This is a genomic window from Nitratireductor soli, assembly GCF_001050155.1.
Lineage (GTDB): Bacteria > Pseudomonadota > Alphaproteobacteria > Rhizobiales > Rhizobiaceae > Nitratireductor > Nitratireductor soli.
The window spans coordinates 20,539-33,709 of the sequence record NZ_LFVY01000005.1 but is presented as its reverse complement, the minus strand read 5'-3'; the positions used below and the strand labels follow the sequence as shown (position 1 = coordinate 33,709).

The 13,171-nt window shown below is 64.0% G+C and carries 14 protein-coding genes; 10 read left to right on the top strand and 4 right to left on the bottom strand.

Going from position 1 to position 13,171, the window contains the following annotated elements; all coding sequences use genetic code 11:
* Window positions 1–295: 295 nt before the first annotated feature.
* Complete coding sequence (locus tag AB843_RS07320) at window positions 296–724, top strand: TraR/DksA family transcriptional regulator (RefSeq protein WP_244467922.1); 429 nt, start codon at window positions 296–298, stop codon at window positions 722–724.
* Between the two features lie 97 nt (window positions 725–821).
* On the opposite strand, the gene AB843_RS07315 is transcribed toward AB843_RS07320, so the two are convergent.
* Both AB843_RS07315 and AB843_RS24865 read right to left on the bottom strand, forming a co-directional pair.
* Window positions 822–1,073, bottom strand: a complete 252-nt coding sequence (locus AB843_RS07315) for a hypothetical protein (RefSeq protein WP_157384451.1) — start codon at window positions 1,071–1,073, stop codon at window positions 822–824.
* 267 nt (window positions 1,074–1,340) lie between these two features.
* Entirely contained in the window at window positions 1,341–1,601 is a 261-nt protein-coding gene (locus AB843_RS24865; RefSeq protein ID WP_082143696.1) for a hypothetical protein, read from the bottom strand.
* 513 nt (window positions 1,602–2,114) lie between these two features.
* Between AB843_RS24865 and AB843_RS07305 the strand changes: the two genes are divergently transcribed.
* From AB843_RS07305 to AB843_RS07270, 8 genes are all read left to right on the top strand, one after another.
* Window positions 2,115–3,353: a septal ring lytic transglycosylase RlpA family protein gene (locus AB843_RS07305; protein ID WP_048646170.1), complete on the top strand. Its 1,239-nt coding sequence runs from the start codon at window positions 2,115–2,117 to the stop codon at window positions 3,351–3,353.
* A 127-nt stretch (window positions 3,354–3,480) separates the two neighbouring features.
* A complete protein-coding gene (locus AB843_RS07300) occupies window positions 3,481–4,641 on the top strand; it encodes a D-alanyl-D-alanine carboxypeptidase family protein (protein ID WP_048646384.1) in 1,161 nt (386 codons plus the stop codon).
* Window positions 4,642–4,770: 129 nt separating this feature from the next.
* Window positions 4,771–5,481, top strand: a complete 711-nt coding sequence (gene tmk / locus AB843_RS07295) for a dTMP kinase (protein ID WP_048646169.1) — start codon at window positions 4,771–4,773, stop codon at window positions 5,479–5,481.
* Entirely contained in the window at window positions 5,481–6,560 is a 1,080-nt protein-coding gene (locus tag AB843_RS07290) for a DNA polymerase III subunit delta' (RefSeq protein ID WP_087587056.1), read from the top strand. Before tmk ends, AB843_RS07290 begins: the two co-directional genes overlap by 1 nt.
* A gap of 115 nt (window positions 6,561–6,675) precedes the next feature.
* On the top strand, window positions 6,676–8,235 hold the full coding sequence (gene metG, locus AB843_RS07285; protein ID WP_048646167.1) for a methionine--tRNA ligase: 1,560 nt from the start codon (window positions 6,676–6,678) through the stop codon (window positions 8,233–8,235).
* Between the two features lie 5 nt (window positions 8,236–8,240).
* Window positions 8,241–9,029 carry a TatD family hydrolase gene (locus AB843_RS07280; protein ID WP_048646166.1) on the top strand — a complete coding sequence of 263 codons (789 nt, stop codon included), beginning with the start codon at window positions 8,241–8,243 and terminating at the stop codon, window positions 9,027–9,029.
* A complete protein-coding gene (locus AB843_RS07275; RefSeq protein ID WP_048646165.1) occupies window positions 9,026–9,835 on the top strand; it encodes an MBL fold metallo-hydrolase in 810 nt (269 codons plus the stop codon). The genes AB843_RS07280 and AB843_RS07275 overlap by 4 nt, the downstream gene beginning before the upstream one ends.
* Window positions 9,836–9,909: 74 nt before the next feature.
* Entirely contained in the window at window positions 9,910–10,380 is a 471-nt protein-coding gene (locus AB843_RS07270) for a YbaK/EbsC family protein (protein ID WP_048646164.1), read from the top strand.
* A 181-nt stretch (window positions 10,381–10,561) separates the two neighbouring features.
* Here the strand turns inward: AB843_RS07270 and AB843_RS07265 are convergent, their stop codons facing one another.
* Window positions 10,562–11,062: a hypothetical protein gene (locus tag AB843_RS07265; protein ID WP_048646163.1), complete on the bottom strand. Its 501-nt coding sequence runs from the start codon at window positions 11,060–11,062 to the stop codon at window positions 10,562–10,564.
* Between the two features lie 276 nt (window positions 11,063–11,338).
* On the opposite strand from AB843_RS07265, the gene AB843_RS07260 reads away from it, so the two are divergent.
* On the top strand, window positions 11,339–11,818 hold the full coding sequence (locus tag AB843_RS07260) for an avidin/streptavidin family protein (RefSeq protein ID WP_048646383.1): 480 nt from the start codon (window positions 11,339–11,341) through the stop codon (window positions 11,816–11,818).
* 84 nt (window positions 11,819–11,902) lie between these two features.
* On the opposite strand, the gene cml is transcribed toward AB843_RS07260, so the two are convergent.
* Window positions 11,903–13,096 carry a CmlA/FloR family chloramphenicol efflux MFS transporter gene (gene cml, locus AB843_RS07255; RefSeq protein WP_048646162.1) on the bottom strand — a complete coding sequence of 398 codons (1,194 nt, stop codon included), beginning with the start codon at window positions 13,094–13,096 and terminating at the stop codon, window positions 11,903–11,905.
* Window positions 13,097–13,171: the final 75 nt, after the last annotated feature.

Sequence of the window (13,171 nt, the reverse complement as noted above, 5' to 3'; positions counted from 1 at the left end):
GGAAGCGCGAAACGCGCAACCGGTGCGATCGCCAAAACTTTGGAGTTCGCTTCACGGTGGCTCGGTAACCGTTTCGACCGTCAGAACACAAACATGTAGAGCAAGATTATGACGATGAGGGGAACCCCCATGAACCAGAGCACGATACCCTTCATCTGACTTCTCCTCGTTGATGTGCTGAGATAATCCACGAGCGCCGTCGAGGTTCCGCGATCCCCTTTCGGCAACCCCGGAAATCAGGATTCACGGACGGAACTGCACCTGCTGGCGCGGTTCCGTCGCATGGCGCTTCATCATGGAAGGAAGCTGCCGCGATGGTCTGCAACCGCTCGGATTCCACCTTGATGTTTCGTCGACCGACGTGTTCACTATACCGATGGAAGAAGCGTATTCTCAGGGGCTCATCGAACGCTTCCGTCCGCGACTGGAAGCAGAGCTTGCAGAGATCGATCGGCTTACCAAGGAGAATTCTTCCTGGTCTGAGCCGGTCGAACTTGACCAGCAAAGTGTGGGCCGGGTTTCGCGCATCGACGCGATGCAGCAACAAGCAATGTCTCAAGCCATTCAACGCCGCCGAGAGGCGCGGCGGACGGCGATCGAGCAAGCGCTGAAGCGTATCGATGAGGGTGAATTCGGCATCTGCGCACAGTGTGGTGAGCCGATCGTGTCAGGTCGGTTGGACATCGACCCGACGTTCTCCGTCTGCGTCATGTGCTCCCGATAGGGTCATGCCGCGGAGTTTCTTGGGTTCCACCAAGCTGGATATCGCCCCGCTGACGCCGGCCGGCGGGGATCTTGCGTTCGTGCGCTATACGAACTCGTCAGGCCGCGCTTTGCACCTCGACCCGCCAGGCAATGCGCTTGAGCTCCAGCATTGTGGCCATGTCTGTGCCGGCCTGCTTCAGGCCTTCTACGGCTATCTCGACAATAGCGAGCCGGATTTCGTGACTGGACCAGCCCAAATGCTCCGCTTCGGCGATGATGCTCTGAATGGCTGGTTTCAGCGACTTCCGGCACAGATGCCGATGGTTCAAAGACGTTTTGTCTTCCCGCAATTGCCTGCTGTTGGGCATGTGCCCCCCCTGGTGCTGCCTGCACTCTCGTTATTGTCTTGATGATGCCGGCAACTCTATCATCACAACCTGCGGATGACGACTACCACTTTTGGATAGGGTAAATTGCGATCCGGCGCGGTTCTGGCAACAGGGCGGGCGCTAGGGTCAGGACCTAGTCTCTTCTCAAAGGTTTGCGTAGCCGATTTCGCCCTGTGCACCGCTATTGGGGTCTCGCGTCTTTGCTCATGGATGCCGGTGCGCGCGGGCGTTCTTGCTCTGCATCCGTCATCGTCCTTCCACGATACGAATCGCCTGCCTGATCTGCTCGGCCGTCTCCCTGCTGCTTGCGCGGTGGCGAATGTCGGCGATGGCCAGGCACAGCAGGGCGAACTCCACCTCGCTGTCGCTCCAGCCGGCACCCATGGCACGGCGGGCGATGCTCTGGAACTCGGCCTCAAGCGCGGTCCGGCATTCGGCCTGGCGGTCTGGATCGCGGTCTGGATCGCGGTCTGAGTCATTGTCTCGGCGGCGGGGCGGGACGATCACTCCGGCATGTCCGGCTTGTCGAGGATCATGCGCTGATCGTCGGGCAGGGGCGTTGCGGTTCCTTGACGGGTTTCCATGGTCTGGATGGCCGTGTTTTGTCGGGAAGGCGGAGTATGCCTGTCCGGCGGCATGAATTCCAGTTCAACGGAACCATGAGGCGAAGCCGAGACGGCCTTCGGTGTTGCGGGTATTCATGACGCCGTCGAGTTTCATGCTGAAATCGAGCGTGAGGCGTCGATAGGAAATGCCGGGACCAAAGGCCACGGGCAAAACACCGAGCGACAGGGGATGAGCAGGGAGGCCTTTTGCGCATTTGCGATGCCTCTGCCCCTTTCCTGCCACAAATGATTTACACGGTAATAAGATATTCTGTACCAGTATGCGACCGGGATGCGGAGGGTGTCCCGGGGCGCGGTTGCGCCTAACCAGCGGATTTCCGGATATTTTTTTGCATGGATGGGGATTTTTTGCTCCGATGAGTGACTGTTCGACATCGCGACCGGATTCGGGCGCATGAGCCTGCGACAGTGCCCGAACGGCGCCGTTGCGCGCCGCTTGTCCGCCACAATCATGGCCGTGGCCTGCGCCGCGCTCGTCTCCGCCTGCACCTCGTCGACGCCGAAAGTCGCAGTCAGCAAGAAGGGCAGCAAGGAGTATTTCGCCGAATCCGAATACGGCGTCAAAGCCAGCCCGCGCGTCACCGCCAAGCGCTCGAACCTGCCGCGCGGCGGCGGCCGCTACCAGGTCGGCAAACCGTATCAGGTCAAGGGACGCTGGTATCGGCCGACGGAAGACCCAGACTATGCCAAGGTCGGCATGGCTTCCTGGTATGGCGATGCCTTCCATGGGCGGCTGACGGCCAACGGCGAAGTTTACGACATGACGCATCTGACGGCGGCGCATCCCACCATGCCGCTGCCCAGCTATGCCCGCGTCACCAACACGAAGAACGGCCATTCGGTGATGGTGCGCGTCAATGATCGAGGCCCCTTCGCCCATGATCGGGTGATCGACCTGTCGAAGCGTGCCGCCGAACTGCTCGATTACACGCATTCAGGTGTTGCCCAGGTGAAGGTCGAATATGTCGGCCGCGCGCCGCTCGAGGGGCGCGACGACCAGTATCTGCTGGCCTCCTATCGGCCCGGCGGCGCAGCGCCAGATCCCTCTGACGGTCTGCCGACGGGTGTCATGATCGCCATGAACGGCACGACGCCGACCGCCTCGCTGCCCGGTGTCAAGGCCGCCGATGCCTTTGCCGGCCAGCCCGGCCTGGCATCGCCTGCGCCGCTGCCTGTCGCGACCGATGCGGCGACGATCCTTCCGGCGGTCGGCCCGCTTGTTCCGGACCGGCCGCGTGTCGCCCCACCGGCCAATTCCGGTGGCACCGATGTGGCGCTCCTGTCCTACGCAGACCAGCGCATCGAAAGCGCCGCGTCTGCCTTCGACAGCGTGTTGGACACACGGCTGACCGCGGGCTCCGTCGAGCAATGGTGGAACGGCCGCGCAAACGCGGAAAGCCTGGCTGAGACCGTGTATTTGAACGCCGGCAGCTGGATCTCGCGCGCAGAGGCCGAGGCGCAGGCCGCGCGCCTTGCGCAGCTCGGAAAGGTCGATCTGCAAACGTCCGCCGACGCGACCGGCCAGGTCCATTTCACCGTCAGCGTCGCGCCCGACGGCCGGATGGATCTCGACCGCATGCTCGAGACCGCATGGGCGTCTGGCGCCGGGGACGCCTTCATCGTCCGCCAATAGCCGGCTGACCGCTAACCCTGATCTATTATTTGCCGGATCACTATTGATCGTGGCCTGTTCGAACCTGTACCATCGCCTCAGGTAAGTTGGTGAAGCGATACTGGGGCGTTTGGTGTACAGGCGGGCTATAAAGAGCATCGTTGCTGCCGCATTTTGCGTGCTGCTCCTCGGCACGCAATGGGCGGCGGCACAGCTGTTCGAGACGCGCGCCAAACAGGCCTTCATGATCGATGCGGAGACGGGCACGGTGCTCTTTTCCAAGGATGCCGACACGCCCGTGCCGCCGGCCTCTCTGGCCAAGCTGATGACGATGGAAGTCGTCTTCAACGCCATCAAGAGCGGGCGCCTGGCGCTGAGCGACGAATTTTACGTCAGCGAGCATGCCTGGCGCACCGGCGGGGCTGTCTCCGGCACCTCGACCATGTTCGCCGAGATCAAATCCTCCGTGCCGCTGGAGGCGCTGATTCAGGCCGTCATCGTGCAATCGGCCAATGACGGCTGCATCATCATCGCCGAGGGCATGGCCGGCTCCGAGGAGAATTTCGCCCGCCTGATGACGGAGCGCGCCCGCGCCATCGGCCTGAAGGATTCCGTCTTCGTCAACGCCACCGGCCTGCCGGCAACGGGGCAGCACGTCACCATGCGCGATCTGGCCATGCTCGGCACGCATATCTGGCGCGAATACCCGGAATTCTACAAGTATTACGCGCAGGAATCCTTTACCTGGAACAAGATCCTGCAGCGCAATCGCAATCCGCTGCTGCGCATGGACATCGGCGCCGAAGGCATGAAGACCGGTTTCACCGAGGGTTCGGGTTACGCCATCGTCGGCGCCGTGCATCGTGGCGGCCGTCGCCTGTTCGCTGCAATGAGCGGATTGTCCAGCGAAAACGAGCGCGCCGAGGAGGCACGGAAAATCCTCGACTGGGGCATTCGCGCCTTCGAGAAGACGGAAATCTTCGCCGCCGGCGAAACCGTCGGCCGGGTCGCGGTCTTCGGCGGGCAGAAAGCCGATCTGGCGCTGCAGGCCAAGGGGCCGATCGCCATTTTCAGGCCGATCACCGATTCCGACCGGCTGGTAGCGCGCATCGTCTACCAGGGGCCTGTTCCTGCACCGGTCACCGAGGGCACCCGGATCGGCACGCTGAAAGTCTGGGTCGGCGACACGCTGAGCCAGGAAACGCCGCTCTACGCCGCCGAGGATGTGGCCGTCGGAACCCTCTCGGACCGCGCCATGGACGCCGTCGGCGAGCTGCTTGTCGGCTGGTTGAGAAAATACCGATCCTGAAGCAGGCGGTTCGCAATCGCGTGTTGAGAAGCCGGGCGCGGCGTGGACCTTTGTTTCCCCAGCGCCTAAGTAGGAAGCATGCAGATTGCCGGACCGTGAGCCGGCCGCCAATCAACAGGGAAGCTCATCGTGCCGCGCGGTTTCTTCATCACATTCGAGGGAGGCGAGGGGGCGGGCAAGTCGACGCAGATCGGCCAGTTGGCGGACCATCTGCGCGCCGACGGGCGCGAGGTGGTCGTCACCCGTGAACCGGGCGGCTCGCCCGGCGCCGAGGCGGTGCGCCACGTGCTGCTTTCGGGCGCCGCCGAACCGTTCGGCCAGTCGATGGAAGCCATCCTGTTCGCCGCTGCCCGTTCCGACCATGTCGAACAGGTGATCAGGCCGGCCATCGCCCGCGGCGCCGATGTTCTTTGCGACCGGTTCCTCGATTCCTCCCGCGTCTACCAGGGCGTTACAGGCGAACTCGATCCGGCGTTCATGCGCAAACTGGAGCAGGTCACCGTCAACGGCATGCTGCCCGACCTGACGATCATCCTCGACATCGACCCGGAGGAGGGGTTGCGGCGCGCCGGCGCCCGTCGCGGTGCAGCCGAGGCCCCGGATCGCTTCGAGAAGGAAACGCTGGCCATCCACCGCCGCCGCCGCAAGGCATTCCTGCAGATCGCCAAGGCTGAGCCTGAACGCTGCGTCGTCGTCGACGCGTCCGCGCCGCCCGACAAGGTGGCGGCGAGCGTCCTGAAGGCGGCCCGCGCCGCCATTGCCCGCGCGTCTCGGGATCGTGTGTCTCAAGCCCGTGTGTCTCAAGATAGTCCCGCCGCCAGCCAGGGGAGCCGGGCCTGATGTTCGAGCGCATCGCGCCGGAGCGGTTCGACACGCTGCCCGACATTCCCGAGCCGGCGGAAAACCCGCTGCTCGTTGGCCACGCGGACGCCGCAGCCCTGCTGGCCGGTGCCTATCGCGCCGGCAAGCTGCATCATGGCCTGCTGTTTGCCGGCCCGCCGGGCATCGGCAAGGCGACGCTGGCCTTTCATCTGGCCCATCACCTGTTCACCCATCCTGATCCGGCGACGGCACCCGACCATTTGTCGGCGCCCGACACGACGGCGCAGATGTTCCGCCTGATCGCCCAGGACGCGCACCCGTCGCTGCTGCACCTGACCCGGCCTTATGTCGAGCGTGACAAGAAGTTCAAGACCGTCATCACGGTCGACGAAATTCGCCGCATCCAGCGCTTCCTGTCGCTGACCACGCACGATGGCGGCTATCGGGTGGTGATCGTCGATCCCGCCGACGACATGAATGTCAGCGCCGCCAACGCGTTGTTGAAAAGTCTGGAAGAACCGCCGCCACGGACGATCTTCATCCTCATCGCCCATTCGCTCGGCCGGCTCCTGCCGACCATCCGCTCGCGCTGCCAGGTCGTTCGCCTGCAGCCGCTTGGCAACGACGAACTCGGCGGTTTGCTGCGTGCCTTGGGAGCCTCGGGGGGAGCCTCGGGGGGCGCGGCGGGCGGCGAGGCCGGACAGGACGAGCGGGCCGTCGCCGAACACGCCCGGGGCAGCGTGCGCAACGCCATCCTTCTGTCGCAGTTCGGCGGCGCCGAGATCGCCGGGGTGCTGCAGCGCCTGGTCGAGGCGCGCGGCGATTTCGACATTGCCGAGGCGCTGCGTCTCGGCGATGCGGTCAACGGCCGCGAGCGCGACGTGCAATTCGCCATCTTCAACCGTGCCGTGCTCGACATGATCGCCGCGCGCGCGGCTGCTTTCGCCGAGGCGGGCGATGCCGCCGCCGCCGCCAGGGCCGCCGATCTGTGGGACGAAACCAACACGGCGATCCGCGACGCCGAGACCTACAATCTCGACCGCAAGCAGCACGTCGCCGGGCTCGCCGCCCGCCTGAACGCCGCGTTCAAGGCGTAAGGCGGCACGCCGGGCTGGCATGTGCCGGCACGATGCGGTATTGCGCTGTTGTTTTTGTCGTGTTTGAAAATCCGACAAATCCGACAAAGCACCGCATCCTTGGAAACCTCCCCGTATGGCCCGCGAAAAATTTTACATCACGACACCGATTTTCTACCCCAACGGCAAGCCGCATATCGGTCACGCCTACACGGTGATCGCCACCGATGCGATGGCGCGTTTCCAGCGCCTGGACGGCAAGGACGTGTTCTTCCTCACCGGCACCGACGAGCATGGGCTGAAGATGCAGCAGACCGCCGATAAGGAGGGGATTTCGCCGCAGGCGCTGGCCGACCGCAACGCCGCGATCTTCGCCGGCATGGTCGAAGCGGTCGGCGGCTCGAACGATCAGTTCATCCGCACCACGCAGCCGCAGCACAAACGTGCCAGCCAGGCCATCTGGCAGAAGATGGCCGACAATGGCGACATCTATCTCGACCGCTATTCGGGCTGGTATTCGGTGCGCCAGGAGGCCTATTTCGACGAAAGCGAGACGGTCGTCGGCGAGGACGGCGTGCGCCGTGAACCGCTCGGCTCGCCGGTCGAATGGAACGAGGAACAGACCTATTTCTTCCGCCTGTCGGCCTATCAGGAGCGCCTGCTGGCCCATTACGAGGCCAATCCCGATTTCATCGGCCCGGCCGAACGGCGCAACGAGGTCATGAGCTTCGTCCGCTCGGGCCTGCGCGACCTGTCGATCTCGCGTTCGACCTTCGACTGGGGCGTGCCGGTTCCCGGCGACGAGAAGCATGTGATGTATGTCTGGGTCGACGCGCTGACCAACTACATCACCGCCGCCGGCTACCCCGACACCGGCTCCGAAAGCTGGTCCCGCTGGCCGGCCGACGTCCACGTCATCGGCAAGGACATCGTCCGCTTTCATGCCGTCTACTGGCCGGCCTTCCTGATGTCGGCGGGCATCGAATTGCCCAAACGCGTCTATGCGCACGGCTTTCTGTTCAACCGCGGCGAGAAAATGTCCAAATCGGTCGGCAACGTCGTCGATCCATTTGCCCTGATCGAACATTACGGGCTCGATCAGGTGCGCTATTTCTTCCTGCGGGAAGTGCCCTTCGGCCAGGATGGCAGCTACAGCCACGACGCCATCGTCAACCGCGCCAACGCCGATCTCGCCAACGACCTTGGCAATCTGGCGCAGCGCTCCCTGTCGATGATCGCCAAGAATTGCGACGGCAAGGTGCCGGAAAAGGGCACGCTGGAAGACGTCGATCACGCCATGCTGGCGGCGGCGGACACGGCGCTTGCCACCGCGCGCCAGGCGATGGAGACGCAGGCCATCCACACGGCGCTGGCGGCGGTCTTCGCCGTTGTCGCCGACGCCAACCGATACTTCGCCGGCCAGGAACCCTGGTCGCTGAAGAAAACGGACCCGGCGCGCATGGCGACCGTGCTCTACACGACGGCTGAGCTGGTGCGCCGTGTGGCGATCCTGTGCCAGCCCTTCATTCCGGGATCGGCGGCCAGGCTGCTCGATCTTTTGGCCGTGCCCGAGGACAAGCGCAGCTTTGCCGAACTGTCCGATGCCGCGGCACTCGCCTCGGGCCAGGAACTACCGGCGCCGCAGCCGGTCTTCCCGCGCTATGTCGAGGAGAAGAAGGAAGGCGGGGAGGCCTGAACCGCATGCTGGTCGACAGTCATTGCCATCTCGATTTCGCCGATTTCGACGATGAGCGCCCGGCCATCCTGCAACGTGCCCGCGAGGCCGGCGTCGGCCTGATGGTGACCATCTCGACGCGCGTGCGCCAGTTCGAGCGCGTGCGGGCCATCGCCGAGGCGCATGACGAGGTGTTCTGTTCGGTCGGCACGCATCCGCACAACGCCGATGAGGAGCTTGACGTCACCGTCGACGACCTTGTCCGGCTGGCCGAGCATCCCAAGGTGGTCGCCATCGGCGAAGCGGGTCTCGACTATTTCTACGACAAGGCGCCGCGCGCGGCCCAGGCCGAGGGCCTGCGCACCCACATCGCCGCCGCGCGGCAGACCGGCCTGCCGCTGGTCATCCATGCACGCGCCGCCGATGACGACATGATCGCCATCCTCGAACAGGAAACGGGGAAGGGGACCTTCCCCTTCATCCTGCACTGCTTCTCGTCCGGCGCCGCCCTTGCCGCCGCCGGCGTCAGGCTCGGCGGCTATGTGTCGTTCTCGGGCATTCTGACCTTCAGGAATTCGCAGGAACTGCGCGACATCGCCGCCACCGTGCCCCATGACCGCCTGCTGGTCGAGACCGACGCGCCCTATCTGGCGCCGGTGCCAAAGCGCGGCAAGCGCAACGAGCCGGCCTTTGTCGCCCACACCGCGCAGGTGCTCGCCGAAACCATCGGTCTCGAACCGGCGGCGCTGGCTGCGACAACCACCGACAATTTCTTCCGCCTGTTTTCCAAGGTGCCGCGGGACCTGCGCCCGTGAGCGACCGGCTGCGCCTGACCATACTGGGCTGCGGTTCCTCGCCCGGCACGCCGCGCATCACCGGCGACTGGGGCGCCTGCGATCCGGCCAACCCGAAAAACCGCCGCCGCCGCTGCGCCGCCATGGTCGAGCGCATTGCCGCCGACGGCGGCGTCACGCGGGTCGCCATCGACACCGGGCCCGATTTCCGCGAGCAGATGATCGACGCCGGCGTGACGGCGCTCGATGCCGTGGTCTACACGCATCCGCACGCCGACCACATCCACGGCGTCGACGATCTGCGCGGCTTCGTCCTCAACCAGCGCCGGCTGATGGACATCTATGCCGACCGGCCGACGCTGGCGCGCCTGCGCGACGCCTTCGGCTATTGCTTCGAGACACCGCCCGGCAGCAGCTATCCGCCGATCCTCGCGCCGCACGCCATCGGTCACGAGGACGATTTCACCATTGTGGGAGAGGGCGGTCCGCTGACCTTCACCCCGCTGCCGCAGATCCATGGCGACATCCTGTCGCTCGGCTTCCGCATCGCCGGCATCGCCTATTGCCCCGACGTCAGCGATTTTCCCGCCGAGACCACGCCGCTGATCGCCGGTGTCGAGATACTGGTGATCGACGCACTGCAATATCGCCCGCACCCGAGCCATTTTTCGCTGCAACAGGCGCTCGACTGGATCGACCGCCTCAGGCCGCAGCGCGCCGTGCTCACCCACATGCACATCCCGCTCGACTACGAGACCGTGCTGCGCGAAACGCCCGATCACGTGGAACCGGCCTATGACGGAATGATTTTGGAGATTTCCATTTAAAATCAGTGTATTATGAGTATTTTCTAGAGCAACTTTGAATATCATGGCATCCATCTGATATATAAGGGAAATTCATGAGCAAGAGCATCAGCCGCGTGCAGTCGGCGGCCGACCGGGCCGGCCTTGCCATCGACATCAGGCGCATGGGAGAATCGACCCGCACCGCCGAGGAAGCCGCCGCCCAATGCGGCTGCAGCGTCGCGCAGATCGTCAAATCGCTCATCTTCGAGGGCCAGGACAGCGCCAGGCTGTATCTGTTCCTGGTGTCGGGCGCGCATCAACTGGATCTCAACAAGGCCGCCAGGGTTGCCGGCGAGCCGCTGAAGCGCGCCGATCCACGCCGCATCCGCGATGAAACCGGCTTTGCCATTGGCGGCGTGTCGCCACTCGGCCAGCCGGACGGCGTTCGCCGCTTTGGCGACAAGACGCTGCTCGGCTTCAGCGTCGTGTGGGCGGCGGCTGGCGCACATGACGCGGTGTTCGCTGCCGAACCCAATGCCTTGTTCCGCGCCGCCAGCGTTGTCCAAGCCGATCTGATTTCATAAGCGGCGACATCACGCATCCTCGACAAGGCTCTGAGATCAAAAGAGTATCACGCCTGAACCAAGCGATGCGCAAGCCACAGCCCCTCACTCATAAGTTCCATAATCTATCTTATGCGATCTTCTGTCTGGGGGTGGTGGTTCTATATGGGGTGCGACGGTCGCCTCTCTGGCGCCGACCATCTCAATCACTGGTTCCGATGTTGATGACGACGGACGAGCCTACCTGAGCAAAGGAATACTGGATCGCACCTCGCGTCCACGAGGCTGATACACTTTCTATGGCGTCGTTCTTGTCGAAACTGTCCGGCGCGCCCAGCCGCTCCGACAAGGCGTCCAGGAGTCCTGCCGGTGTCTGCGTCGAGTATGCGCACGCCTTGTGTTCGTTTGGACCGGCAGCAACCCAGAACGACAGCAATTCAACGCCATTGGCCTGTTCCCGCCGCCAGCCCACCATGTCCACCGAACCGCCATTGTAGGCGACAAAGTTGGTACGCCATTCCTTCGTTTCCGCATTGGTCAGGCGCGGCCAGCCGATTTCGTCGCCCCTGTGCGCCGCCGCCTGCACGGTAGGCGCTGCGCAGATATCGAGAAGCCGATCCGCGGTCAGGTCCAAGGGCATCGCTCTGGCTACCCCAACATTCAGAAAAGCAGCGCAAATGCCGCTGAAAGCCCTTATGTGCATCCGGTTTACGCCTTTTTCCTTACTCCCGAATGTATTCGTCCTGCTCAATCGCCGCAAGAAACCCGACCTCCGACACGCTCTGCATCCAGTGACATTGCGCGGTTTTGGGTGATGCGATCAAGCCAATGAATGTGGTGCGCGGCTTTACCCGCCGGTCGGCAAATGCCAGATTGCCGCCAGAGGTTTGACCACCGATATCCCGCAGAACGGCCGTATCGATCCATGAGCATGTAGGCAGACAACCTCGTTATTCCCTTCATGATGAGGATTCATGCCATGCTTAAACACGCTGTTCTTGGAGCTGTTCTGCTGATTGCCACGCCTGTTGCAGGCTACGAAGCGCTCGACAAAGCGGGCTTCCAGGATTTCTCCAGTCTCGTCGCCACATCGACCAGCTGGGTCAACGAGGAAGGTTCGACCATGACCATTTCGGTGAGCGCGACCGATGAGGTCACCGGGCAATATGTCAATCACGCCCAGGGCACGGGCTGCCAGAACACGCCCTACCCGATCTCGGGCCGCGTCAACGGCCAGTTCATCGCCTTCGCAGTCGCCTGGAACAACGGCACACAGAACTGCAATTCGACCACCGGCTGGACCGGCTATGCACGCCAGAACAATGACGGCACGCTGCAGATCGTCACCGACTGGAACCTGTCCTATCAGGCAGGCTCGGGCCCGGCGATCGACAGCGGCAGCGATCTGTTCAGCTATGTCGCGCCGAGCACCGGCGACGACCTGCCGATGAAGGAATAGGGATTTGCCTCGACGCGGCACGATCGCCGCGTCGTGACGGTTTGCCGGGCAGGAGGAGAGGTTCCCCCTGCCCGGCATTTTGATCTACCTCCGCTTCGCGACAAGCCTTGCCAGAGCCGCAAGCACCAGCAGCGCCATCATCGTGGCGTAGCCGGCCAGCGGCCAGGCCGTGTCGCCATCGAGGCCGACGACGAACAGCGTTCCGAGCAGGGCGACGATCAGGCTTTGCACACAGAAATAGAACGCCACGGCCATGCCGGCTGACGCGCCGAACGCTTCCAGCGCGCCATTGGCCGTCACCGACGAGGCAAACACGATGCCGATGGCGATCACCCACATGGGCATGACGAAACTGACGAATGACGGCTCGAGCAACACCTGCCCAAGCGCCAGCAGACCAGCCCCGATGAGCAGCATGAGCATGCCGCGCGCCAGGCAACCCGCTTGCCCCCATCGCTTCACGAAGTACCCGGCAAACCGCGTCGTGACGATCATCGCCAGCGCTGCGCTGGCGAACGACAGGCTGAAGCCCAGTTGGGAAAAGCCGGCGCCGTCGATCAGGACGCGCGGCGCGGTCGAGAAGAAGACGAAGAACGCGCCCATCGCCGCGCTGAAGCCCAGCGTGTAGGTCCAGAAGGCCGCGCTGCCGAGAATGGCCCGCCAGGCGGTGCGCGGCGCGGAACCGTCCTGTGGCCGGGTCTCGGGCCATCCGCCAAGGGCCCGCAAAACGGCGATGATCGCCAGGAGCGCGAGGACGATGAAGATCGCGCGCCAGCCATACTGTTCGGCGATCAGTGCGCCGGCGATCGGCCCCAGCGCCGGCACGAAGGCGAGCATCGAGCCGAACAGGCTGTAGATCACCGCGCTTTCCGGGCGCTCGGCATAAACGTCGCGCACGGTGGCGAAGGTCGCGACCAGCGCCGCCGACGCGCCCGCCGCCTGCAGGACGCGCAACGCGACGAACAGGCCGGCCGACGACGTGATGGCCAGGCCGATGGAGCTGGCGGCGAACAACAGCGTCCCGCCGATCAGCACGGGACGGCGGCCGATGCGGTCGGACAGCGGCCCGAAAACCATCTGCCCGAGGCCGAGCACTACCATGTACAGGCTGAGCGTCAGCTGGATCACCGACGGCGTGGTCCGCAGGATATCCGGCATCTGCACGATGACGGGAAGGTAGATATCCATCGCCAGCGAGGCGAGGATGTCGAATGGCGCCATCAGCACGAGGGCCGCGGCAAGAGAGTGGTTCCAGACAGATGTCCTGGGACGAAACATGGCAAAAATCCGCACAAATGAACTGCATTTGGCGGCGCACTGCCGGCATTGTTTTTACAAGCGATGACGGGTCAG